Annotated in this window: 22 protein-coding genes; 15 read left to right on the top strand and 7 right to left on the bottom strand. The window is 60.3% G+C overall.

Annotated features, from left to right (window positions below; genetic code table 11):
• Nucleotides 1–16 precede the first annotated feature (16 nt).
• Both fmt and def read right to left on the bottom strand, forming a co-directional pair.
• Nucleotides 17–961, bottom strand: a complete 945-nt coding sequence (gene fmt / locus ACYVIT_RS01020; protein WP_415808144.1) for a methionyl-tRNA formyltransferase — start codon at nucleotides 959–961, stop codon at nucleotides 17–19.
• 149 nt (nucleotides 962–1,110) lie between these two features.
• Entirely contained in the window at nucleotides 1,111–1,623 is a 513-nt protein-coding gene (gene def, locus ACYVIT_RS01015; RefSeq protein WP_094824211.1) for a peptide deformylase, read from the bottom strand.
• A 211-nt stretch (nucleotides 1,624–1,834) separates the two neighbouring features.
• Between def and dprA the strand changes: the two genes are divergently transcribed.
• The 3 genes from dprA to ACYVIT_RS01000 all read left to right on the top strand — a co-directional run bounded on the left by dprA (nucleotide 1,835) and on the right by ACYVIT_RS01000 (nucleotide 4,652).
• A complete protein-coding gene (dprA, locus tag ACYVIT_RS01010) occupies nucleotides 1,835–3,058 on the top strand; it encodes a DNA-processing protein DprA (protein WP_415808145.1) in 1,224 nt (407 codons plus the stop codon).
• Between the two features lie 198 nt (nucleotides 3,059–3,256).
• Nucleotides 3,257–4,165 (top strand): hydroxymethylglutaryl-CoA lyase, encoded by a 909-nt coding sequence (locus ACYVIT_RS01005; protein ID WP_415808146.1) that lies wholly within the window; start codon nucleotides 3,257–3,259, stop codon nucleotides 4,163–4,165.
• Nucleotides 4,166–4,175: 10 nt separating this feature from the next.
• Nucleotides 4,176–4,652, top strand: coding sequence for a hypothetical protein (locus tag ACYVIT_RS01000; RefSeq protein ID WP_415808147.1), 477 nt, complete (start codon nucleotides 4,176–4,178; stop codon nucleotides 4,650–4,652).
• Between the two features lie 86 nt (nucleotides 4,653–4,738).
• On the opposite strand, the gene ACYVIT_RS00995 is transcribed toward ACYVIT_RS01000, so the two are convergent.
• Entirely contained in the window at nucleotides 4,739–5,980 is a 1,242-nt protein-coding gene (locus ACYVIT_RS00995) for an aminotransferase-like domain-containing protein (protein WP_415808148.1), read from the bottom strand.
• 315 nt (nucleotides 5,981–6,295) lie between these two features.
• On the opposite strand from ACYVIT_RS00995, the gene ACYVIT_RS00990 reads away from it, so the two are divergent.
• On the top strand, nucleotides 6,296–7,006 hold the full coding sequence (locus ACYVIT_RS00990; RefSeq protein ID WP_415808149.1) for a YggS family pyridoxal phosphate-dependent enzyme: 711 nt from the start codon (nucleotides 6,296–6,298) through the stop codon (nucleotides 7,004–7,006).
• Between the two features lie 4 nt (nucleotides 7,007–7,010).
• On the opposite strand, the gene ACYVIT_RS00985 is transcribed toward ACYVIT_RS00990, so the two are convergent.
• Complete coding sequence (locus ACYVIT_RS00985; protein WP_415808150.1) at nucleotides 7,011–7,505, bottom strand: copper chaperone PCu(A)C; 495 nt, start codon at nucleotides 7,503–7,505, stop codon at nucleotides 7,011–7,013.
• Nucleotides 7,506–7,545: 40 nt separating this feature from the next.
• On the bottom strand, nucleotides 7,546–8,451 hold the full coding sequence (locus ACYVIT_RS00980; protein ID WP_415808151.1) for a LysR family transcriptional regulator ArgP: 906 nt from the start codon (nucleotides 8,449–8,451) through the stop codon (nucleotides 7,546–7,548).
• Nucleotides 8,452–8,605: 154 nt separating this feature from the next.
• On the opposite strand from ACYVIT_RS00980, the gene ACYVIT_RS00975 reads away from it, so the two are divergent.
• Nucleotides 8,606–9,241 (top strand): LysE/ArgO family amino acid transporter, encoded by a 636-nt coding sequence (locus tag ACYVIT_RS00975; protein WP_415808152.1) that lies wholly within the window; start codon nucleotides 8,606–8,608, stop codon nucleotides 9,239–9,241.
• 128 nt (nucleotides 9,242–9,369) lie between these two features.
• On the opposite strand, the gene ACYVIT_RS00970 is transcribed toward ACYVIT_RS00975, so the two are convergent.
• On the bottom strand, nucleotides 9,370–10,071 hold the full coding sequence (locus tag ACYVIT_RS00970) for a Crp/Fnr family transcriptional regulator (RefSeq protein WP_415808153.1): 702 nt from the start codon (nucleotides 10,069–10,071) through the stop codon (nucleotides 9,370–9,372).
• A gap of 174 nt (nucleotides 10,072–10,245) precedes the next feature.
• Here ACYVIT_RS00970 and ACYVIT_RS00965 point away from each other — a divergent pair, with 174 nt between their 5' ends.
• The 7 genes from ACYVIT_RS00965 to ACYVIT_RS00935 all read left to right on the top strand — a co-directional run bounded on the left by ACYVIT_RS00965 (nucleotide 10,246) and on the right by ACYVIT_RS00935 (nucleotide 18,773).
• Nucleotides 10,246–12,222: an AMP-dependent synthetase/ligase gene (locus ACYVIT_RS00965; RefSeq protein ID WP_415808177.1), complete on the top strand. Its 1,977-nt coding sequence runs from the start codon at nucleotides 10,246–10,248 to the stop codon at nucleotides 12,220–12,222.
• A gap of 3 nt (nucleotides 12,223–12,225) precedes the next feature.
• Nucleotides 12,226–13,023 (top strand): ABC transporter ATP-binding protein, encoded by a 798-nt coding sequence (locus ACYVIT_RS00960; RefSeq protein ID WP_415808154.1) that lies wholly within the window; start codon nucleotides 12,226–12,228, stop codon nucleotides 13,021–13,023.
• Between the two features lie 21 nt (nucleotides 13,024–13,044).
• Entirely contained in the window at nucleotides 13,045–13,974 is a 930-nt protein-coding gene (locus ACYVIT_RS00955) for a branched-chain amino acid ABC transporter permease (protein WP_415808155.1), read from the top strand.
• A 10-nt stretch (nucleotides 13,975–13,984) separates the two neighbouring features.
• Nucleotides 13,985–15,049 (top strand): branched-chain amino acid ABC transporter permease, encoded by a 1,065-nt coding sequence (locus ACYVIT_RS00950; RefSeq protein WP_415808156.1) that lies wholly within the window; start codon nucleotides 13,985–13,987, stop codon nucleotides 15,047–15,049.
• Nucleotides 15,050–15,160: 111 nt separating this feature from the next.
• Entirely contained in the window at nucleotides 15,161–16,495 is a 1,335-nt protein-coding gene (locus tag ACYVIT_RS00945) for an ABC transporter substrate-binding protein (protein ID WP_415808157.1), read from the top strand.
• Nucleotides 16,496–16,549: 54 nt separating this feature from the next.
• Nucleotides 16,550–17,443, top strand: coding sequence for an ABC transporter ATP-binding protein (locus ACYVIT_RS00940; RefSeq protein ID WP_415808158.1), 894 nt, complete (start codon nucleotides 16,550–16,552; stop codon nucleotides 17,441–17,443).
• A 64-nt stretch (nucleotides 17,444–17,507) separates the two neighbouring features.
• The gene (locus tag ACYVIT_RS00935) at nucleotides 17,508–18,773 is read left to right on the top strand and encodes a phenylacetate--CoA ligase family protein (protein ID WP_415808159.1); all 1,266 of its coding nucleotides are present in this window, start codon (nucleotides 17,508–17,510) and stop codon (nucleotides 18,771–18,773) included.
• Nucleotides 18,774–18,835: 62 nt separating this feature from the next.
• On the opposite strand, the gene ACYVIT_RS00930 is transcribed toward ACYVIT_RS00935, so the two are convergent.
• Nucleotides 18,836–19,630 (bottom strand): hypothetical protein, encoded by a 795-nt coding sequence (locus tag ACYVIT_RS00930; RefSeq protein ID WP_415808160.1) that lies wholly within the window; start codon nucleotides 19,628–19,630, stop codon nucleotides 18,836–18,838.
• 235 nt (nucleotides 19,631–19,865) lie between these two features.
• Here ACYVIT_RS00930 and pap point away from each other — a divergent pair, with 235 nt between their 5' ends.
• The 3 genes from pap to ACYVIT_RS00915 are packed head-to-tail and all read left to right on the top strand — an operon-like array spanning nucleotide 19,866 to nucleotide 22,268.
• The gene (pap, locus tag ACYVIT_RS00925; RefSeq protein WP_415808161.1) at nucleotides 19,866–21,335 is read left to right on the top strand and encodes a polyphosphate:AMP phosphotransferase; all 1,470 of its coding nucleotides are present in this window, start codon (nucleotides 19,866–19,868) and stop codon (nucleotides 21,333–21,335) included.
• Between the two features lie 22 nt (nucleotides 21,336–21,357).
• Nucleotides 21,358–21,807 carry a GNAT family N-acetyltransferase gene (locus ACYVIT_RS00920; RefSeq protein WP_415808162.1) on the top strand — a complete coding sequence of 150 codons (450 nt, stop codon included), beginning with the start codon at nucleotides 21,358–21,360 and terminating at the stop codon, nucleotides 21,805–21,807.
• On the top strand, nucleotides 21,804–22,268 hold the full coding sequence (locus ACYVIT_RS00915) for an HIT family protein (protein WP_415808163.1): 465 nt from the start codon (nucleotides 21,804–21,806) through the stop codon (nucleotides 22,266–22,268). The genes ACYVIT_RS00920 and ACYVIT_RS00915 overlap by 4 nt, the downstream gene beginning before the upstream one ends.
• Nucleotides 22,269–22,390 lie beyond the last annotated feature (122 nt).

Here is a 22,390-nt window from a genome sequence, read left to right as displayed (position 1 = left end):
CGAGGCTCGCAGCGGCTCAGGCTGCGGGCTGCCATCCCCGCACAAACACATCCACGGGCTGACGTTTTCCGCCGGCTTTCTGCAACTCCAGCAACCGCAGAACACCATCGCCCGTCGCAATGTCTATTCCTGCCTCCGTGGCCTGCAATAGCGTGCCTGGCGCATGGGTGACGACCGTATCCAATGCCTCTGCCCGCCATACCTTGACCGGCGCCTCCAGGCCCGGCAGCCGTACCGTCGCACCTGGTACAGGATTGAACGCGCGAACCCGCCGCGCCAACAACGCTGCAGCTTGCGTGCAATCCAGCGCGGCCTCGGCCTTGTCGAGCTTCGCAGCGTAGGTCACGCCATCGGCCGGCTGCGCTTGCGCCTGCAAGCTTCCGGCTTGCAGCAATTGCAGCGCTTGCACGATGGCCTCGCCACCGGCGGCAGCCAAGGCGTCATGCAATTGTGCAGCGCTGTCGGTATCACCGATCGGCACGCGGCGTTCGAGCAGCATGTCGCCCGTGTCCAGGCCCTCGTCCATCTGCATGATGGTGATGCCCGTTTCCGCATCGCCAGCCTCGATGGCGCGTTGAATCGGCGCCGCGCCGCGCCACCGCGGCAGCAAGCTGGCATGGATGTTCAGGCACCCGCGCGCGGGCAGCTGCAGCGTCCAAGCCGGCAAAATCAAGCCATAGGCCGCCACCACCATGACCTCGGGCGCGGCGTGCTCCAGTTGCGCGCGGGCTTGCGCCGCCTCGTCAGGATAGCGGCCGTCCAGACGCAAGCTGCGCGGCTGCGCGACAGGGATCCCCGCAGTCAACGCGGCCTGCTTGACCGGACTGGGTGTGAGCTTCAGCCCACGGCCGGCGGGCCGGTCCGGCTGCGTCAGCACCAGCGGGATTTCGTGCCCGGCGGCCAACAAAGCGTCGAGCGCGACGCGGGCAAATTCGGGAGTTCCAGCAAAAACCAGGCGCATAAGAGATCAGGAGAACGCGCCATTGCGCGTCGGACAAGAGTCAGCAAATGCTGCGATGATCGCATATTCATCACGCAGCCCGAGACAATCCCAGCAAGCAACCGGAATGCCCGCCATCGCGCCAGTGTGAGAACCGTCTCGAACGAGCTTCAGGCGCGCAGCGCTTCGCGCTCGGCTTTTTTCAGCTTGGTCTTGATGCGGGTCTGTTTCAGGTTGGACAGGTATTCCACAAACACCTTGCCGTCCAGATGGTCCAGCTCGTGCTGGACACACACCGCCAACAGCCCATCGGCCTCGGCCTCGTAGGCATTGCCATCGATATCCAGCGCCCGATAGCGGATACGCGCAGCGCGTTCGACCTCGTCATATATGCCGGGCACGGACAGACAGCCTTCTTCGTAGGTCTGGCGTTCGTCGCTTTTCCAGGTGATCTCGGGATTGATCAACACGCGCAGGTGATTACCTTCTTCGGAGACGTCGATGACAACGACCCGTTCGTGCACGTCCACCTGCGTCGCCGCCAGCCCCACACCAGGCGCGTCGTACATGGTGTCGGCCATATCACGTACTAACTTCCGGATGCGGTCGTCCACCACCGCAACCGGCTTGGCCTTTTTGTGCAGGCGCGGGTCGGGGTAATGAAGAATAGGAAGTAAAGCCATGGCAAACAGGGGTAATTGGGCTGATTAGTCAGCGATTCGTTAATAATAATTCATTAGACATATGATTTCTAATAGTTTTCGACTAATAGCACTATGAAAAAACTCGACGCCCAGGTTTTGCCGAGTCTTTTTCGTCCCTTGGGCCGCCAGGGACTGGCTCGGCCCATGCGACACTAGGGCCCCGCCATCCACTGACGGCCTTTCACGAACCATGCCGCTCGCCCATTCCGCCACCGAACTCTCTGCCTGGCTACGCCTGTCACTGGAACCCGGCTTGACGCCGTCGATGCGCTATCCCCTGCTTTCGGCACTGGGATTGCCCGAACAAATCTATGCGCTGAGCGCACCGGCCCTGGCCCGTTACGTGCCACAACAACTGGCGATCCAGTTGGCGGCCGACACGCCAGCCGAGATTCAAGCCCAGATTGACCGGACGCTGGAATGGGCGGCGCAGCCGAACCATCACATCCTGACACTGGCGGATCCCGTCTATCCGCAAAGCCTGCTCACCATCGCCGACCCGCCGGTCGTGCTGTATGTCAATGGCGATCCGGCACGCCTGACTCAACCGGCGCTGGCAGTGGTAGGTGCGCGCAGCGCCACGCCCGGCGGATGCGAAAACGCCAGGGCCTTTGCCCGGCACCTGGCCAGCCACGGCTGGTGCGTCGTCAGCGGCCTGGCGCAGGGGATCGATGCGGCAGCGCACGAAGGCGCGCTGCTGGCAGGGCCTGATGGCGCAGGCACCGTGGCCATCATGGGAACCGGCATCGATCGTGTCTATCCCGCCGGGCACCGCGAACTGGCGCATCGCATTGCCGAGCATGGCGCCCTGGTATCGGAATTGCCGCTGGGCATGGGCGCGCTGCCTCACCATTTCCCCCTGCGCAACCGCCTGGTGGCAGGCTTGGCGCGCGGCGTGCTGGTCGTCGAGGCCGCACGCCAGAGCGGCTCGCTCATCACGGCACGCCTGGCGGGGGAAAGCGGCCGCGAAGTGTTCGCCATTCCCGGCTCGATCCATTCCCCCTTGTCACGCGGCTGCCATGCTCTGATCCGGCAAGGGGCGAAGCTCGTGGAAACGGCTCAGGACATCACCGATGAGCTCGGCGGCGAACAGCCAGCCGCATCCCGCGCAACGTCCCGCACACGGACTCCCACACGCACCAGAACCAGCGGAAAATCATCCGATACATCGCCGTCGCCAGCCCGCCCCGCAGCGTCGCCGGCAACCGCTGCCGACGCTCAGGAGGCCGTGGCCGACGTCGATATACCCACATCCCCGCTGTTACAAGCGCTCGGCTACGATCCCCTGCATCTGGACGCCTTGCAGGCTCGCACCGGCCTCGACATCCCCACACTGACCACGCAATTGCTCGAACTGGAATTGGCCGGCCATATCGCGCGGCTGGACGGCGGACAGTTTCAGCGCCTCAAATAAAGGGCACAGTGCCCGGCGAGCACCTCCGGCGCCAGGCGACAGTTCGATAGACGTTGCAGCGCCTCAGGCAGCCGGCCCGGATGGTCAGCCCCGCTCTTCGTGCATCCGGTTCGGCAGCATAGGATTACTATACGTTTAGTCATCAGCATCAATCGCAGGTATGCGTCCCACGGTACGCAGCCCTTCCCAGGAAAAGAAATGAGCTTGCCTTCACGCGTCAAAATCGTCGAGGTTTCTCCTCGCGATGGTCTGCAAAACGAAAAAGAACTGATCAGCACGGATATCAAGGTAGAGCTGGTTGATCGTTTGACCGCTGCCGGGTTTCCCAATGTCGAGGCCACGTCATTCGTTTCGCCCAAATGGGTGCCTCAGATGGCCGACGCTGCCGAGGTCATGGCGCGAATCCAGCGCAAGCCGGGCGTCATCTATTCCGTCCTGACGCCGAACATGAAAGGCCTGGAAGGCGCATTGGCCGCCAAGGCCGACGAAGTCGTCATTTTCGGCGCAGCCAGTGAGGCGTTTTCGCAAAAGAACATCAACTGCTCCATCGCCGAATCGATCGCACGCTTTGAGCCCGTTGCCGAAGCCGCACGTGCCGCGGGCCTGCGGCTGCGCGGCAGCATCAGTTGCGCGCTGGGCTGCCCCTATCAAGGCGAAGTGCCGATCGAGTCCGTCGTCGATGTCGCTCGGCGCTATCTGGCACTGGGCTGCGATGAAATCGATGTGGCCGACACGATAGGCGTGGGCACCCCACAGCGCGTGCGCGAGGTGATGGCTGCCGTCACCCAGGTTGTCGATCCCGCCCGGATTTCGGGGCATTTCCACGACACGTATGGGCAAGCGCTGGCCAATATTCTGGCTGCACTGGAGACGGGTATCAGCATTTACCACACGTCGGTCGCCGGACTGGGCGGCTGCCCTTATGCCAAAGGCGCCACGGGCAACGTCGCCACTGAGGACGTGTTGTACATGTTGCGCGGCCTGGATATTGAGACCGGCGTGGATTTCGATGCGGTCGTCGATATCGGCCAGTGGATGTCGGCCAATCTGAACCGCAAAAGTGGCAGCCGTGCCGGCAATGCCATTGCAGCCAAACGAGCCGCGTAATTACAGCGCCATGAATCTTCTCGATGTCTCTCCGTCCGCCAGCGAGCACGAAGCGCTGCTACGCGATATCGGTCCCCTACCGCTGTCAGGTCAGGCTTGGCCAGATTGGGTACGCATTCTGGCCTGGGTGATTCTGGCGATCATTGGCGTACAGATCGCCATGTCGGCGATACGCATGCCACCCGAACAGGTCAATTCGGTTGTCGCCGGGATCGTCATACTGTGTTTTTTGGGGCTGGTGCTGGTGTCATGGCACATGCAGAAATCCGTCACGACGATCAACGAGGCGGGTCTGCATCAAACGTGGATAACTCGGCGCGAGGTGGCCTGGCAGGATATCCACTTTGCCAAATTCGTTCCGTTGCTGTTCTCCAAGCGCTTGGTCGTTTTTACTCAACGCGGGCGGCCGGTGGTGTTTCAGGGCGGAACGAAGGAACTGCAAATCGCATTTGCCAAGATATCGTTGTTATATCGGCGCAAGCGGTGAGCCGGGTTTGCAGAATCCGGCGTCGCAGCTGATTGGGCGATGCATGGCGGCGATCGATACGGAAAGATAATCGACCGCCAGTGGCGTTACGCCGCCAAGGAAATCGACACAGGCGCATTTGCCTCGCAGGCATCCAGCGCACGGCCCAGACGTGTCATGCCTTCGGCGATCTGGCTTTCGTTCATGGTGGCAAACGACATGCGCATGGCGTAAAGGTCGGCCTGCGCGGGATCTGCATAGAAGACCTTGCCCGGGACGTAGACCACGCCCTGTTCAATGGCATAGGGCAACAGGCGCGTCGCGTCTATGTCGCCGTTGAGCCTGGCCCAGAAAAACATGCCGCCCTCGGGCTTGTTGAATACGATACGGCCGGCGAGCGACTGGTTCAGGGACTGCGCCATGGCGTCGCAACGGGCGCCGTAGGCGGCCTGGATGCGAGGGACATGCTGTGCGTAGCGGCCGTCAGCCAAGTATTGAGCGACGACTTCCTGAATCCAGGCCGATGATGCCATGTCGTCGGCAGCTTTGGCGCCGACGCAGCGACGGCGGACTTCAGCCGGGGCGACGATCCAGCCTATGCGCAAAGCAGGTGCCATGGTCTTGGACATGGTCGAGATATAGACCGCCCAATGACGGGCCTCGCCCTCGGCCAGCGCAGCAATCGGCGGGACCATTTCGCCAGCAAAGCGCAGCTCGCCATAGGGATCGTCCTCGACGATCAGAAACTGATGCTTGACCGCTAGCTCGAGCAGACGCAGACGCCGTTGCCGGCTGATCGTAGCGCCGCAGGGGTTCGAGAACGACGCGACGACACAGACTATTTTGGGCTTGATACGGCCCGCCATCTCGTCCAGCGCATCAACGTCGACACCATCTGGCCCAGAGGGCACCGTGTGGACAGTGGCGCCGGTATAACGCAAAGCCTGGACGGAGTTCGGAAACGCGGGACTCTCGATAATGGCATGATCGCCGGGCTGCAGCATGACACGGCTGACCAGCGCCAATGCCTGCTGCGACCCGCCGGTGACGGCCAGCTCGGTGTCTGGATCACAAACCAAGCCCCGCTCGGCCGTCAGGCGCGCCAGCTCCGTGCGCAAGCTGGCCTGCCCATCGATATTGGAATACTGCAGGCACGCCCCTAAACGCGCCACGACCTGATTCGAGGCCGCAGTCAGACCATCCACGTCGAACAATTCCTGCGCGGGATAGCCGCCCGCAACGGAAATATTGCCCGGTTTCATGGCATACGGCATCAAGGAACGAATGGGCGAAGCGGGAGGTGTTTCGAACGGCGCGGCGAAAGCGTAGCGGGGTGCTGCGAGCGACATGAGGAGGGCGAAGCCGGTAAAAAGTAAGCGCTGAATCGAGCGTCAGCGTGGCGCCGGGCCGCACCAGACTGCTCAGCGCCCAACGAAATAAGTAAATGACGAAGAATTCTATGCCTGCCCCCGGGGGCGGTCAACGGCTGCAGTAGACAGCCAGCAGAGAATGCGTTGCCGATGCGCACGCTGTCTTCACGCACGCGCCTCTACGCAAGCAGACCGCAATCTGCCCTGGACACGCGTGTGTCCTCGCCCATTGGACATGGCCAATAAAAACACCGGCGCGATTATCATGATGCTTTTACCCAGCATTCATCCATTATGAGTACCGATGACTCGATGTCGACCCGCGTGGCCCAACTGCGCGCCCGCATCGACGCCGCTTGCGTCCGCGTGGGCCGGCCAGCCGGCAGCGTCGCCCTCTTGCCAGTCAGCAAGACTTTCGGCCCTGACGCCGTCCGCGAGGCAGCAGCCCTGGGTTTTACGCGTTTCGGCGAAAACAAAACGCAGGAAATCCGCCAGAAGATTGACGCACTGGCAGATCTGCCCATGCAATGGGTCATGATCGGCCACTTGCAGACCAACAAAGCCAAAGACGCAGCGCGCGACGCCTCGGAAGTCCAATCCCTGGACCGCCTGGAACTGGCTCACGCGCTACAGCGCCGACTACAGACCGAAGGCCGCGAAATCGACGTGCTGGTTCAGATCAAAACGTCGACTGAGCCCAGCAAACATGGCCTTCCCCCCGAGGACGCGGCAGATTTCCTGCGGACCGTCGTGCGGGAATGCCCGGCATTACATGTAAAAGGACTGATGACCCTGGCAGTGCAGTCTGACGACACGCAGGCCGTACGCAGCTGTTTTCGTGCGCTGCGCGAGCTGCGCGACCGCCTGAAAGACGCGGCCATCGAGGGCGTCGAACTCGACAGGCTGTCCATGGGGATGAGCGGCGATTTCGAAATCGCCATCGAAGAAGGCGCCACCGAAGTCCGAATCGGCAGCGCAATTTTTGGCGCTCGGCACTACCCCTGAGAGATCAATGCTTCATGTGTTCCGTATGCGCATGGCCCGCATCCGGCTGATGCCCGATGTGCTTGATCTCGAACTTCACCGCCACCTCGCCCGCTTTCTCGAACTTCAGCGTAGCCGGGACCTCGCCACCTGCCACAAACGGCTGTTTTAAATTCATGAACATCACGTGATAGCCGCCAGGTGCCAGTTTGACTTCACCTTCGGCAGGCACCTCGATGCCCTCGGGCAGATGACGCATGCGAGCCACACCCTTTTCGGCTTGCACGGTATGCAATTCAACTCGCTCGGCTGCATCCGAACTCACTGACACCAGACGATCCGCCGTCTTGGCGTCGTTATCAATGTCCAGATAACCCGCGCCATTGGTTTGGCCAGGCGCCGAAGCGCGCACCCACGGATCATCGATCTCAATCTGTCCGACCTTGTAATCGTGCGCCCAGGCCGACGTGGCAGCAGACAGCCCCAAGAGGGCGACCAGCGCCCATTGACGGAATTTCATGCAAAACATCTCCGTGACAGTCAGCCTAAGCGCTGACGAGTTAACGCCGCCGGACCAGACCTCCGCCTGCGGCAGCGGCCAGGACCGCATCGGTCAAGGCCTCCATGGCTTGTGAGTTTACCCGCCAGTGCTGCCAATACAAGGGGACATCCTCGGTAGCACGGGCACGTAATGGGACTAAAGCACCTGTGTCGAGCTCTTCCTGAATCAACGGCAACGGGTTCATCGTCCAACCCAGACCGTCGCGCGTCGCCTGTACGAAAGCGCGGGATGAAGGCAGCCACCACACAGGCGGCTGCCACGGCTCATCGCCCATGACTTTGCGCGCAAAGCGCGCCTGCAATGCATCTTTGCGGTTGAACACCAATACCGGCGCAAGCGCCAGGGTCCGCGCGTTCACGCCTGCGGAAAAATACTGCGCATGAAATGCGGGCGTACACGTCGCGACATAACGCATGCTGCCCAACGCGTGGAGACGGCACCCTTGCACCGGATCCGCCAACGCGGTCACGGCGCCCAACACCGAACCATTGCGCAATAACGCCGCCGTGTGATCCTGGTCTTCAGATTGCAGATCCAGGGTGGCGCGGCTGCGGGCCGCAAAGCGCCGCGCCGCATCCATAAACCAGGTTTCCAGGCTGTCATGGTTCACAGCCACCGTCAGACTGGCCTGTGTCACGGCGTCGTCCTCCAGGCCCAGACGATCCAGTGCATCATGCTCCAGCAAGGCCGTCTGATCGGCCAATTGCACCAGCACCTGCCCGTCGGGCGTAGCCACGACAGGCACCGTACGCTGCACCAGCAAACGCCCCATGCGCGCCTCCAGCGACTTGATGCGCTGTGACACCGCCGAGGGCGTCACATTCAGTGCGGCGGCCGCCCGCTCGAAACTCCCTTCACGCACCACAGCAGCCAGGGCGCGCAGATTGCCGTGATCAATTTTCATCCGTCCTTGCTCCGGCAAGTGCTGCCATTCTTATTGGTTTAGAAAAACTTAATCAACTTAAACAAAATTAGCTTTATTTCATATCTTGTGCAAGCCAAAATACGCTCCTGGCCGCGGCAATTGCTGCGGCGCTGTTTTGTAGAAGCTCGCAAAGATGTTTACGTTCGCCTCCTCCCCCGCCCTGTTTACCGCCTGGGCCAGTGGCACCGCCACCGGACTGGGACTATTTGCCGTCGTCGGCGCGCAAAGCGCCTTTATTCTGCGGCAGGGATTGATGCGCGCGCATTTGCTCAGCATCCTGGCAATTTGCGCCCTACTGGACGGCATCTGCATATTTGCCAGCGTGTGGGGATTGCAGACCGCGGTGAATTGGTTCCCCTGGTTGACGCACGCCATCCTGTGGTTTGGCGTTGCCTTTCTGGCTTGGTATGCCTTTCAATCCGCCCAACGCGCCATTCGGGCGCAAGGCGGCCTGACTGCCGCGCAGCATGCCGTCCCCTCGCGTTCCGCAGCCCTGCTGGCGGCTGCGGGCTTCACCTTGCTGAATCCGCATTTCTGGCTGGACATCATGGTGATCGGCTCATTGGCACACGGATTTAACGATGCACGGCTGGCCTTTGCCGCAGGCGCCGTCACGGCCAGCGTCCTGTGGTTGATCGTGCTGGGCGTCGGATCGCGCCTGTTTGCGCCCTATTTCGCCAACCCTAAAGCGTGGCGCATATTGGATGGCGTGATCGCCGTCATCATGGCTGGTTTGGCAATGCGCCTGGCGTGGAATGGCCTGGCCTGAGCAATCATCCTGCCAACTGACGGACGGCGCGGTGCTTCATCCCCCGCGATTACGCGACTGTCGTTGCTGACGTGACGCTGACGCCACCGGCCGCCTCGCCATCGGTCTGTAGCGTTGCCCCGCCGCACTCACTCGTCGCGCTGCCCGCTCACCGCGTCGGCGCCATAGCGTTTCAATCCGTTCAGGTCCAACACGCGCACCGCGCCATACTCCACGCGCAGCAGACCAGCTTCCTCGAGTTTGCCCAGGGCCTGATTGGCGCGTTGACGCGAGACACGGGCCAGATAGCCGACTTCCTCTTGAGTGATGGTCAATCGCATCCCCATCCCGGGATATAGCAAGGGGTTGAACAATTCCGCCAGGCAGCGCGCGACCCGAGCGTCGGGATCGAGCAACCGGTCATATTCCGCCTTGCCGATGAACTGCGCCACGCGTTCGTTCAATTGGTGCAGCAAATAGCGATTGAACGGGATACTGGTATCCAGCAACCACTCAAACGTCGCCGCCGGCATACGTGCCACCACCGAATCGCGTAACGCCACCACGTCGTACTTGCGCACTTCGCGCTTGAGCAGCGAGCCCTCGCCGATCCAGCCGCCGGCAGGCACCCCGGTCAACGAGGCGACTTTGCCCTCGGCGTTGCCCACCGAGACTTTGATCAATCCCGCCAACACCCCGATCCACGCCTGGGCAAGCTCTCCTTTGCGCTCTATGATCGTTCCTGCTTGCACAGGCTGCACCACGATATCCCGCTCGACGCGCGATTTTTGCTCGTCGGTCAAGACTCGGAACCAGGCTGCTGCGAGATGCAGAGAATCGGTTAATTGCATCGGGAATACCCTAAATATTCTTGGAATGTCGTGATCATGACAGTTGGCGACTAAGCAAGCTTATACCTTACTGTTGCCGTACATCGAAAATGAACTGGTCAAGTGCCACCCCGATGTTCATACCGCCAGTGTGAGCATCGGACCAGTGGCCCCCAAACCGGAGGAGACAACGTGGTGCATGCACAGCCTGCCGTCGACGGCAACACGTCGGCCGCACCCAGCACCTTTCCCGGCCTGCTCTTGCAGCATGCCAGCGTACGCGGGTCGCGGCCCGCCATACGCGAAAAAGACCTGGGCATTTGGCAGACCCTGACCTGGAGCGACGTCGCGCGCGACGTGCGCCAGACAGCGCACGGTTTGGCAGCATTAGGGATAACACCCGGGATGCACGTCGCCGTCATTGGCGAGAACCGGCCACGCCTGTATATCGCCATGATGGCCACGCAGGCTTTAGGCGCCATTCCCGTGCCGCTCTATCAAGACGCCGTCGCACAGGAAATGGTCTATGTCCTGCAAGACGCCAGCATCACCGTTGCCGTGGTCGAGGATCAAGAACAAGTCGACAAGATGCTCGAGGTGCGCGATCAGTGTCCCGACCTGGCACATGTCATCTATGACGATCCGCGAGGACTGCGCCATTACGCCGATCCTATGTTGCGTTCATATGACCAACTGATCGCGACCGGCCAAAAACACGCAGAACAGCATCCAGGGTTTTTCGAAGCATCCGTGGCCACCGTGCGGCCGCATGATGCCGCAGCCATGTTTTACACCTCGGGCACGACAGGCAAGCCCAAAGGCGTTGTGTTGACGCACCATGCGTTGATCGATCGCGCCCGCGCCGTTGCCGAAATGGAAAAGCTCACCGATAAAGAAGACGTGCTGGCTTATCTGCCTCCCGCCTGGATCGGGCAGAACATGTTCTCGTATACGCAGCTGCTCGTCAGCGGCTTTACGGTAAACCATCCCGAGTCTCCAGAAACGGTATCGATCGACATGCGCGATATCGGGCCGACCTATTATTTCGCGCCGCCTCGCGTGCTGGAGGGCCTGCTCACGCACGTGATGATCCGCATGGAAGACGCGGGCCGCATTAAACGCAGCGTGTTTCAGGCTTGCATGAAATTGGCCCGGCGGGTGGGTGTGCGTATTCTGGATGGCGAGCAGGTTGGCCTGTGGGATCGGCTGCGCTATACCTTGGGCAACATCTTGATCTACGGTCCGTTGCGCAATGCGCTGGGGATGAGCCGCGTGCGTGTGGCGTATACCGCCGGCGAAGCCATCGGTCCTGATCTGTTTGTGTTCTATCGGTCCATCGGCATCAACCTCAAACAGCTTTATGGCTCGACCGAAACGTCGGTGTTTGTCTGCGTGCAACCCGACGGCCAGGTCCGTGACGATACCGTTGGCCCGCCCGTCAGCGGCGTGGAGATCCGTGTTGCCGATAACGGCGAGATTCTCGTCAAGAGCCCGGGCCTGTTCAAAGAGTATTACCGCAACCCTCAAGCCACCGAAGAGGCACGCGATGCCGACGGGTGGTTCCACACCGGGGACGCGGGCTATCTGGATACCGACGGCCAATTGAAGATCATCGATCGCGCCAAAGATGTAGGCAAACTCGCTGACGGCAGCCTGTTTGCGCCCAAGTACCTGGAAAACAAGCTCAAGTTCTTTCCTCACATCAAAGAAGCCGTGGCCTTTGGCGCCGACCGGGATCACGTCTGCGCTTTTGTGAATATCGACCTCGAGGCCGTAGGCAACTGGGCCGAGCGACGCGGTCTGCCTTATGCGGGTTACACCGACCTGGCGGGCAAAGACGAGGTGTACCGGCTGGTGGAAGAATGCATCGAACAAATCAATGCCGATCTCGCGCTGGACCCCAAGCTCGCCGCCTCGCAGATTTCGCGTTTTCTCATTCTGCATAAAGAACTCGATCCCGATGACGACGAGCTGACACGCACCCGCAAAGTACGACGCGCCTTCATTGCGCAGAAATACGGTGTGCTGGTCGATGCCTTGTTCGCAGGCTCAGACACGCAATACATCGAGACCGAAGTCAAATTCGAAGACGGCCGTATCGGCAAGATTGCGGCGGATATCAAGATCCGTCCGGTCAAGACCTTTCCCGCCATTACTGCCCGGGCCGCCTAAATCATGAGCCATACAGACCGCGACCAGCGTATCGGCAAGGTCATGCTCGACCTGCAGAATATTTCCCTGTCATTCGGCGGGGTGAAAGCGCTGACCGATATTTCATTCAATGTGCGCGAGCATGAAATCCGCGCCATCATCGGCCCCAACGGCGCAGGCAAGAGCTCGATGCTCAACGTCATCAACGGCGTCTACACGCCCCAGCAAGGCGGCATCGAATTCGAGGGCACGCGCTACACCCGTATGAACCCACGCCGTGCCGCCGAAATGGGCATCGCGCGTACCTTCCAGAATCTGGCCTTGTTCAAAGGCATGAGTGTGCTGGACAACATCATGACGGGGCGCAATCTGCGGATGACCTGCGGGCTGCTGGCGCAGGCATTGCGCTGGGGTCCCGCCGAACGCGAGGAAATCCGGCACCGCGAGTTTGTCGAAAACATCATCGATTTCCTGGAAATCCAGGCCTATCGCAAAACCCCCGTGGGTCGTCTGCCCTACGGCTTGCAGAAACGCGTGGACCTGGGACGCGCGCTGGCCATGGAGCCGCGTCTGTTATTGCTGGACGAGCCCATGGCGGGTATGAATATCGAAGAAAAGCAGGACATGAGCCGCTTTATCTTGGACGTCAATGATGAGTTTGGCACCACCATCGTGCTGATTGAACACGATATGGGCGTGGTCATGGACATTTCCGATCGCGTTGTGGTTCTGGATTACGGCAAGAAAATCGGCGATGGCAAACCCGATGAGGTCCGCTCCAACGAAGCCGTCATTCAAGCCTATCTGGGCGTATCGCACTAGCACCAAGGCGGAAACAGAACCATGGGATTTTTTCTAGAAACCTTGTTCGGCGGCCTGATGAGCGGCATGTTGTATGCGCTGATCGGCTTGGGCTTTGTGCTGATATTCAAAGCATCGGGCGTATTCAACTTTGCACAGGGCGCGATGGTATTGGTCGCGGCGCTGTCGATGGCTCGTTTCTCGGAATGGATTCCGCGATGGCTGGGATTCGAGAATCTGCTGTTGGCCAACGTTCTGGCGTTCATCGTCAGTGCCTTGCTGATGTTTGTGCTGGCGGTAGTCGTCGAACGCTATGTGCTGCGCCATCTCGTCAACCAGGAGGCCACTACGCTCCTCATGGCGACGCTGGGTATCAGTTATTTCCTCGACGGCCTGGGGCAGATCGCCTTTGGCAGTTCGGTCTACAGCATCGACGTGGGTATGCCGAAAGATCCTGCCTTTATTTTGGAATCGGTCTTTGAAGGCGGTGTCCTGATCAACCTGGAGGACCTGACCGCCGCGGTAGTCGCCGCCCTGCTTGTTGCCGCGCTGGCCATTTTCTTTCAATACACCAGCACGGGGCGCGCGTTGCGTGCTGTCGCGGATGATCACCAGGCCGCTCAATCCATCGGTATCCCGCTCAACCGCATCTGGGTCATTGTCTGGAGCGTGGCAGGTTTGGTCGCGCTCGTCGCCGGCATTATCTGGGGCTCGAAATTCGGCGTGCAGTTCACCTTATCCACGGCGGCACTGCGGGCCTTGCCTGTGGTGATCCTGGGCGGACTGACCTCCGTGCCTGGCGCCATTCTCGGCGGGCTCATCATCGGTGTAGGAGAAAAACTGTCAGAGGTGTATCTGGGCTCTCTGGTAGGCGGCGGCATCGAAATCTGGTTCGCCTACGTGTTGGCGCTTGTCTTCCTGCTGTTCCGCCCGCAAGGGCTGTTCGGCGAGAAAATCATCGATCGGGTCTGAGGGAGACATCATGTTCTATCGCGAAAACGGCCAATTCAAGACAGGCTATCGCGCCGACCAGCAGATCTTTCCGATCCGCCAGGACCGCATTTTCATGGTACTGCTGCTCGCAGTAGCCTTTATTGCAGTCCCCATGTTGGCCAGCGATTATTTTCTGCGCGCCATCCTGATCCCATTTTTGATCTTGTCGCTAGCGGCGGTGGGCCTGAACATTCTGGTGGGTTATTGCGGCCAGATTTCACTGGGCACGGGCGCGTTCATGGCGGTAGGCGCCTATGCGGCATGGAATTTCGGTGTGCGCTTTCCCGGCATGCCACTGGTGATACAGATATTGCTGGGGGGGTGCTTTGCCACCATCGTCGGCGTGTTGTTCGGCATCCCCAGTTTGCGTATCCGCGGACTGTATCTGGCAGTCGCCACCTTGGCAGCACAGTTTTTTGTCGACTGGGCATTTTTGCGCATTCCGTTTTTCACGAATTACTCCTCGTCGGGCAGCGTCTCGGTGCCGCCTCTCAGCGTCTTTGGCATGCCGGTGCAAACTGCGCTGCAACGCTACCTGCTCGTCCTGTGCTTTGTCGTGGTATTCGCGTTACTGGCCAAGAATCTGGTGCGCGGCGCGATCGGCCGTCAGTGGATGGCGATCCGGGACATGGACGTTGCCGCAGCGGTGATCGGCATCCGACCCATGTACGCGAAACTCACCGCGTTCGCCGTCAGCTCGTTCATCGTCGGCGTCGCGGGTGCGTTGTGGGGCTATATCCATCTCGGGTCGTGGGAACCCTTGGCCTTTGACCTGGCGCGCTCGTTCCAACTGTTGTTCATGGTGATCATCGGCGGACTCGGCTCTATCGTCGGCAGCTTCTTTGGCGCGGCCTTTATCGTGTTGGTGCCGGTCGCGCTGACCAATGTGCCGCACATGCTGGGGCTCTCGCTGTCGGTGGACACAGCGGCGCACGTCGAACACATGGTTTTTGGTGCACTGATTGTGTTTTTCCTGATTGCCGAGCCGCATGGGCTGGCTCGACTCTGGGGTATCGCAAAAGAAAAGCTGCGAATCTGGCCTTTCCCGCATTGATGTTCCGTACTGTTCCCGGCTGCCGCCCGCCGTCCGCGAAGCAGCAGCCTCTTTGACTACCCGGCTTCAGACCGGGCCAATCCTGGTGTCAATCACACCAAGCAGGAGGTAATGGAGATGAAGCGTCTTAACTTGAAATGGGCAGCGGCCTGCCTGATCGCCACAGGCGCCCTCAGCACCGCCGCGCCGGTGTTGGCGGCTGAAGAGCAGTTCGTCCCGCTCTTGGTGTATCGCACCGGCTCGTTTGCACCGCTGGGCATACCATGGGCCGACGGGAAACTGGACTATCTGAAGTTGGTCAACGCCCGCGATGGCGGCGTCAACGGCGTCAAGATCACCTACGAAGAGTGCGAAACGGCGTATGCCACCGATCGTGGCGTGGAATGCTACGAGCGTCTAAAGGGCAAAAGCGGTGGGGCGTCGGGCTTTGACACCCAATCCACGGGCATCACCTTTGCCGTGACGGACAAAGCCATCGTCGACAAAGTCCCTGTAGAAACGATGGGCTACGGCCTCTCGCAATCGGTCGACGGCAGTGTCTTTGAATGGAACTTCCCGTTGCTCGGCACCTATTGGACGGCGGCCGATGTCATGATCCAGGACATCGCCAAGAAAGAAGGCGGCATGGACAAACTCAAGGGTAAAAAGATCGCCTTGGTCTACCATGACTCGCCCTACGGCAAAGAGCCCATTGCATTGCTGCAGAAACGCGCGGCCAAGGAAGGCTTCGAACTGCTGCTCTATCCGGTCACCGCGCCAGGGGTAGAGCAAAAGTCCACCTGGCTGCAGATCCGTCAATCGCGCCCCGCCTACGTGCTGCTGTGGAGCGCCGGCATCATGACGCCGACGGCGATACGCGAAGCCCAGGCCACCGGCTATCCGCGCGACAAAATGTATGCCATCTGGTGGGCAGGCTCCGAAGGCGACGTCAAAGACCTGGGCGCGGTTGCCAAAGGCTATAACGCGATCACCATTCACAACAGCGCTGCCCAGGGCAAGGTCTACGAGGACTTGAAAAAATTCGTCTACGACAAAGGCCAGGGCAGCGATGCGTCGGGCACCTCCACGCTCGGTACGATCGCGCACACCCGCGGCATGATGATCTCGATGCTGCAAGTCGAAGCCATCCGCACTGCGCAGGAGAAATTCGGCAAAGGCAAACACATGACGCCCGAACAAGTCCGTTGGGGCTTTGAAAACCTGAACCTGTCTCAGGAACGCCTGAACGAGTTGGGCTTTGGCGACATCATGCGTCCGGTGAAAACCTCGTGCAGCAACCACATGGGCGACGACTGGGCGCGCATCGTGCAATGGGATGGCAAGGACTTCAAGGTCGTCTCCGACTGGTACCAATCCGACAAGGCAATTACCGGGCCGCTGGTGAAAGAGGCTGCAGAGAAATACGCCAAAGAGAAGAACATCACGCCTCGCAAGTGCGAAGGTTGATGTGAACCAGCCGCCGGCGCTTCGCGCGCTGGCGGCTACCACGCAGGAACTGCTATGACTGCTGCACACACTGCCCCACCTGCCACCGCGGCCAACGCCCCGACGACAAACTCGGGGGCAGCCAAGGCAACGGCACCCGACATCGCCGCACCGTTGCTGGACGTCAACGGTATCGAGGTCATCTACAACCATGTGATCCTGGTGCTGAAAGGTGTCTCGCTGCAAGTCCCCGAAGGCCGCATCGTCGCCTTGCTGGGCGCCAATGGCGCGGGCAAGACCACCACACTGCGCGCCGTGTCGAATCTCCTGAAGGGCGAACGTGGCGACGTCACAAAAGGCTCCATTCAATACCGAGGCCAACGCATTGATCAGCTCTCGCCTGCCGAGCTGGTAAAACGCGGCGTCGTACAGGTCATGGAGGGTCGCCATTGTTTCGCCCATCTGACCATTGAGGACAACCTGTTGACGGGCGCCTACACCCGAGACCTCAGCCGTGGCGACACAACGGCAGCTCTGGACCGCGTCTATCAATATTTCCCGCGCCTGAAGCAGCGACGCACGAGCCAGGCGGGCTATACCTCGGGCGGCGAACAGCAAATGACCGCAATCGGCCGGGCGCTGATGGCCAATCCCAACATGATTTTGCTCGACGAGCCCTCCATGGGGCTGGCTCCGCAAATCGTCGAGGAGATTTTCGAAATTGTGCGAGACCTGAACCAACGGGAACGGGTGAGCTTCCTGCTGGCCGAGCAAAACACCAACATTGCGCTGCGCTATGCGGACTACGGCTACATCCTGGAAAACGGACGCGTCATGATGGACGGCGATGCCGGCGAACTCAGCCGCAATGAAGACGTTAAAGAGTTCTACCTGGGTATTTCCAGCGGTGAACGAAAAAGCTTTCGTGATAACAAGTTCTACCGGCGCCGCAAACGCTGGCTGGCTTGACCCTTAGTGCCTTTGCATTAGTGCCTTTGCTTACGCCTTTTGGCCTTTCATAGAGTGCGATCACATGCCTGCGTTTTTTGATGCACTGGAAACCCGCGCCCCCGAACAGCGCGAACGCGATCTGATGGCAGCGCTACCGGGCGTTGTTGCACACGCCATGGCCCGCGCGCCTGCCATTGCCGAACAATTGCACGGAGTCGATGCACGCAGCGTGGCCTCGCGCCAGGCACTCGCAGCGCTCCCCGTTTTGCGCAAGCACGAGTTGCTGGAAAAGCAGCAACATAGTCGTGCCAGCAACCGTCCTGCGAGCGCTACCAAGGCATTTGGCGGATTTTCGACCATCGGTTGGGGACAAGCGCTGCGCGTCTTTGCCTCACCCGGCCCGATCTACGAGCCGGAAAGCAGCCGCTCCGATTATTGGCGTTTTGCGCGCGCGCTCTATGCAGCCGGTTTCCGGTCTGGCGAGTTGGCGCACAACTGCTTTTCCTACCATTTCACCCCAGCGGGCTCGATGATGGAAACCGCGGCCCATGCCGTAGGCTGCACGGTCTTTCCCGGCGGCACAGGCCAGACTGAACAGCAAGTCCGTGCCATTGCCGATCTGGCGCCCAGCGGCTATCTGGGCACGCCGAGTTTTCTGAAAATCATTCTGGAAAAAGCCGATGAGCTGGGCGTGACATTACCCTCGTTGCGCCGTGCGCTCGTATCGGGCGAGGCTTTTCCCCCGTCGCTGCGCGATTGGCTCACAGCGCGTGGTATTGACGGTTATCAAGCCTACGGCAGCGCCGATCTCGGCATGATTGCGTTTGAAACGCCGGCCCGCGAAGGCCTGGTCGTCGGTGAAGAAATCATTCTGGAGATCGTACGCCCCGGCACCGGCATACCGGTGTCCGACGGCGAGGTCGGAGAAGTCGTCGTCACCACACTGAATCCCGATTATCCCTTGGTGCGTTTCGGCACCGGCGACCTGTCTGCGGTATTGCCCGGCACATCGCCGTGCGGCCGTACGAATCTGCGCATCAAAGGCTGGATGGGCCGCGCCGATCAGACCACCAAAGTCCGCGGCCTGTTTGTGCATCCCTCGCAGGTGGCTGAAATCCTCGCGCGCCACCCAGAAATCCGCCGAGCACGGCTGGTCGTCAGCGGACAAATGGGCAGCGACCGCATGGTGCTTCAGGTCGAGGCAGACGATCACTCCGCAGCCCTGGCCGAACGTATCGCCACCTCGGCCCGCGACGTCACCAAACTGCGTGCCGACGTGCAATGGGCTGACGCGGGCAGCCTGCCCAATGACGGCAAAGTCATCGACGATATACGTTCTTACGACTGACAGCGCCTTGACTCAGACTGAGGTGCAATCGGCCCGTCGCGATGGGCCGATTGCGCATTGCCTCAGATATAGGCAACGAGGTTGCGGCGTGGGGTATGCGTCATCATCGAAGCGATCAGGTCGTCTTTCGACAGGATGTCAGCACTCGCCGGGCGCGCCGCCATGATCGTGGTGATATCGACCTTGTCCGACGACTGAACGTCGACGGCCTTGCCGGCTTGCACTTCGCTATTCACCACAACCGCCGTACGGGCAGCCAGAATCGCGGCCACATCGGCCTGACCACGGGGTTGCGCCTTGAAGGCGGTAACCATCGCAGGCGTGATGTCCTCGGGATACAAATCGCTGTCGGCCTTGATGGCATTCCAGGTATCCAGAATATCGCCGAAACCATTGCCGGTCAGCCCCAGGTCGCGCCCATTGGTTTTAAACGCCGAGTAGGCGATTTCCTCGGGGTTTTTCTTCTTGCTCAGCCCCTCGTAGGTGGCATTATCCGAGCCGTACGTCAGGAGGTTACGAATCCAGATGCCAGCCTGCCCCAGCCAGGAGGTTTCGGCTTGGTGCGCCTTTTTGATCTCGTCTCGCGTGTTGAACGCCTTGCGCGCCAATTCGTCGCCAAAGCATTGCTGGTCGTCATGGAAGACAGCAGCTTCCTTGGCAAAGGCCTCATAGGCCTGGCTGACTGCCGCGTTGTAGCTTGCGCGCACGTCGCTATCGCTGCGCGGCTGGATTCGCGCCACCGGCGCGACGACCTGCGGGCTATAGGCGTTGCGCAACAGGGGCGCGCCAACCGTCATCGGACCAGGGACGTTGCGCAGCAGGGAGGCGACGCTGGTCATTGAACTCATCATGTTCATTTGGTTAATTCCTGTTATTTCAAGTGAAAATTGCCACAGAACCACACCATATGGCCGTTATGAGTAACTCACCCAATGATCCTGTTCCATGAAATTTCTCGTTGCCGGTTTTGGTTTATCGGCATGACAGAGCACTGGCGTTCTCCGGCAACGTTGCGCGGCCACGAGTTGCTTGTGCCGCATTCCGATATCCTGCACCATCGGACATCTCCTCATTCACCCCGAGATGTCATCCATGTTTGCAGACGCCCAGTCCGATCCCTCGCTGTCCGAAGACGAGTTTGACGCGCAAGAGCCGCGGTTGCGAACAGCCTTGCTCAAAGCACAGTATCGGCAGCTCGAACGGGCCGATCGCAGCCTGCTGATCGTCGTAGCGGGGATAGACGGGGCAGGCAAAGGCGCAGCCATCAATTTGCTCAACGAATGGATGGATCCTCGCCATATTCAGACCCTGGCGTTTGGTACGCCCACATTCGATGAGCAGGAACACCCGCCGTTCTGGCGCTACTGGAACGAACTGCCGGCCAAGGGCAAAATCGGCATCGTGTTCGGCTCCTGGTACGTCCCGCTGTTACTCGAAGCCTCGCGCAAGAAGCCACGGCCGCGTCGAATGACCGCCTACGCCAACGCGATCGGTCGCTTCGAGGCCGGGCTCGCTGCCGAGGGTGTACAGATCATCAAGCTCTGGTATCACCTGTCGGCCCGGGCCCAAGCCAAGCGCACCGCAACACTGCTTGGCAGCGCAGAAACTGCCTGGCAGGTCACGCCAGCCGATCGCAAAGTCCAAAAAAAGTACAACAGAATCTGCCATGCGGGCCAACATATCATTGAGCACCTGAATCCTCCTTACGCTCCCTGGACGATCATCCCTAGCGCGGACGAACACATGCGGGCGGTGTGCACAGCCCAAACGGTGCTGCAGGCCATGACACATCGCGCGCCCACGCCCAAGGCGCAGGTATTCATCGCGCCGGGTATCGCCAGGCGCCGCAGCCCTGATCGTCTGGGGCAGCTCGATTACAGCGTCAAACTGGACAAGGACGATTATGAGTCGGAACTCGGCTTGCTGCAGGGCCGGCTCGCCCGTGCGGTGCGTTCAGACGCGTTCAAAAAACGGTCCTTGATCCTGGCTTTCGAGGGCCAGGATGCCGCAGGCAAAGGCGGTGCGATCCGCCGCATCACGCACGCCCTCGACCTGCGGCAAGTCGATATTCACCCCATCGGTGCACCCATGCATGACGAGTTGATGCACCCCTATTTATGGCGGTTCTGGCGCCGGCTGCCGCGGCAGGGTCGCATCGCGATTTTCGACCGTTCCTGGTATGGCCGCGTACTTGTTGAGCGTGTCGAAGGCTTTGCCTCGAGCGCCGACTGGCGGCGCGCCTACGCAGAGATCAATGACTTTGAACGCCAACAGACCGATCATGGCGCCATTGTGCTGAAGTTCTGGCTGGCCATCACCCCCGAAGAACAACTGCAACGCTTTCACGAACGCGAACGCTCGCCTTTCAAGAATTTCAAGATCACGCCCGACGATTGGCGCAATCGCGAGAAATGGAATCAATATGCCAGTGCCGCCAACGACATGTTGGCACGTACCGATACGGATCATGCGCCGTGGCACGTTATCGGGACCAACGACAAACGCTATGCTCGCGTACACGTGCTAAAAAGCATTGTCGCAGCCCTAGAAAAAACCCTGTAACTTTTCCCTGGTGATCACCGTCATGGCTCAATCTCCTGATATCCGCCCTGTTTCCGATGCTGATTTCGATGCTTGGCTGCCGTTGTGGAAAGGCTATCAAGCGTTCTATCAGGTCGATATCCCCGAAGACGCCACGCGCACGGCCTGGGCCCGGATGATCGATCCCGACGAGCCTGTTCACGCCGCCCTGGCCTATCACGCAGGACGGGCTGTGGGGATGGTGCATTGGATATTTCATCGTTCGACCTGGACGCCTGGCGATTATTGCTATCTGCAGGATCTATTTGTCGCTCCGGACGTACGCGGAGGCGGCCACGGCCGGCACCTGATCGAGCACGTCTATGCCCAGGCGCGCGCTGCCAACGCTGCTCGCGTCTATTGGCTGACCCACGAAACCAACACCACCGCGCGCCAGCTTTATGACCGCGTGGCGGATCAACCCGGCTTCATTCAATATCGGAAAGTCCTGTGAGCGCACGCGATCCCAATTGCCCTCTCTGCCGCGAAGACGGCGGCGCCGTACTTTGGCGCGGCCCCCATCTGCGAGTCATCGAGGTCGACGATGCCGATTACCCGGGTTTCACGCGCGTCATCTGGCATGGTCATCTTTCAGAAATGACCAGCCTGTCCACGCACGGGCGCGACTTGATGATGCGCGCGGTCTATACCGTGGAACAAGTGCAGCGCGACATCCTTGCCCCAGACAAGATCAATCTGGCATCGCTGGGCAACATGGTGCCACATCTGCATTGGCACGTGATACCGCGTTGGCAAGGCGACCGGCATTATCCGGACGCGATCTGGGCGGCGCCCCGTGTGGCGCCGGGCACAGAATCTGCAGACTGGCACACGAGACAGGCGCAAACCCGGCAGTTGCTGTCTCGCTATCGCGACCGTTTGGTCGAAGCAATGAACGCCCTGCTCTGGCACTGACGGACAGGTGAACGCTACGGTTTGAACTGACACCAATCCGCCACCGCGTAGAATCCTTATTCCATCCCGTTATTTGGCAAGCCCGAACAAGCTCGTTACGCTGTCGGGTTCGCACATACGGG

The organism is Bordetella muralis (genome assembly GCF_054781015.1).
The sequence above is the reverse complement of the archived record's forward strand: the minus strand, read 5'-3'. Positions and strand labels throughout refer to the sequence as shown.

Excerpts from the sequence above, each read along its gene's own strand:
- fmt (WP_415808144.1), bottom strand. The coding sequence starts at position 961 with ATGCGCCTGGTTTTTGCTGGAACTCCCGAATTTGCCCGCGTCGCGCTC.
- def (WP_094824211.1), bottom strand. The coding sequence starts at position 1,623 with ATGGCTTTACTTCCTATTCTTCATTACCCCGACCCGCGCCTGCACAAA.
- dprA (WP_415808145.1), top strand. The coding sequence starts at position 1,835 with ATGCCGCTCGCCCATTCCGCCACCGAACTCTCTGCCTGGCTACGCCTG.
- ACYVIT_RS01005 (WP_415808146.1), top strand. The coding sequence starts at position 3,257 with ATGAGCTTGCCTTCACGCGTCAAAATCGTCGAGGTTTCTCCTCGCGAT.
- ACYVIT_RS01000 (WP_415808147.1), top strand. The coding sequence starts at position 4,176 with ATGAATCTTCTCGATGTCTCTCCGTCCGCCAGCGAGCACGAAGCGCTG.
- ACYVIT_RS00995 (WP_415808148.1), bottom strand. The coding sequence starts at position 5,980 with ATGTCGCTCGCAGCACCCCGCTACGCTTTCGCCGCGCCGTTCGAAACA.
- ACYVIT_RS00990 (WP_415808149.1), top strand. The coding sequence starts at position 6,296 with ATGAGTACCGATGACTCGATGTCGACCCGCGTGGCCCAACTGCGCGCC.
- ACYVIT_RS00985 (WP_415808150.1), bottom strand. The coding sequence starts at position 7,505 with ATGAAATTCCGTCAATGGGCGCTGGTCGCCCTCTTGGGGCTGTCTGCT.
- ACYVIT_RS00980 (WP_415808151.1), bottom strand. The coding sequence starts at position 8,451 with ATGAAAATTGATCACGGCAATCTGCGCGCCCTGGCTGCTGTGGTGCGT.
- ACYVIT_RS00975 (WP_415808152.1), top strand. The coding sequence starts at position 8,606 with ATGTTTACGTTCGCCTCCTCCCCCGCCCTGTTTACCGCCTGGGCCAGT.
- ACYVIT_RS00970 (WP_415808153.1), bottom strand. The coding sequence starts at position 10,071 with ATGCAATTAACCGATTCTCTGCATCTCGCAGCAGCCTGGTTCCGAGTC.
- ACYVIT_RS00960 (WP_415808154.1), top strand. The coding sequence starts at position 12,226 with ATGAGCCATACAGACCGCGACCAGCGTATCGGCAAGGTCATGCTCGAC.
- ACYVIT_RS00955 (WP_415808155.1), top strand. The coding sequence starts at position 13,045 with ATGGGATTTTTTCTAGAAACCTTGTTCGGCGGCCTGATGAGCGGCATG.
- ACYVIT_RS00950 (WP_415808156.1), top strand. The coding sequence starts at position 13,985 with ATGTTCTATCGCGAAAACGGCCAATTCAAGACAGGCTATCGCGCCGAC.
- ACYVIT_RS00945 (WP_415808157.1), top strand. The coding sequence starts at position 15,161 with ATGGAGATGAAGCGTCTTAACTTGAAATGGGCAGCGGCCTGCCTGATC.
- ACYVIT_RS00940 (WP_415808158.1), top strand. The coding sequence starts at position 16,550 with ATGACTGCTGCACACACTGCCCCACCTGCCACCGCGGCCAACGCCCCG.
- ACYVIT_RS00935 (WP_415808159.1), top strand. The coding sequence starts at position 17,508 with ATGCCTGCGTTTTTTGATGCACTGGAAACCCGCGCCCCCGAACAGCGC.
- ACYVIT_RS00930 (WP_415808160.1), bottom strand. The coding sequence starts at position 19,630 with ATGAACATGATGAGTTCAATGACCAGCGTCGCCTCCCTGCTGCGCAAC.
- pap (WP_415808161.1), top strand. The coding sequence starts at position 19,866 with ATGTTTGCAGACGCCCAGTCCGATCCCTCGCTGTCCGAAGACGAGTTT.
- ACYVIT_RS00920 (WP_415808162.1), top strand. The coding sequence starts at position 21,358 with ATGGCTCAATCTCCTGATATCCGCCCTGTTTCCGATGCTGATTTCGAT.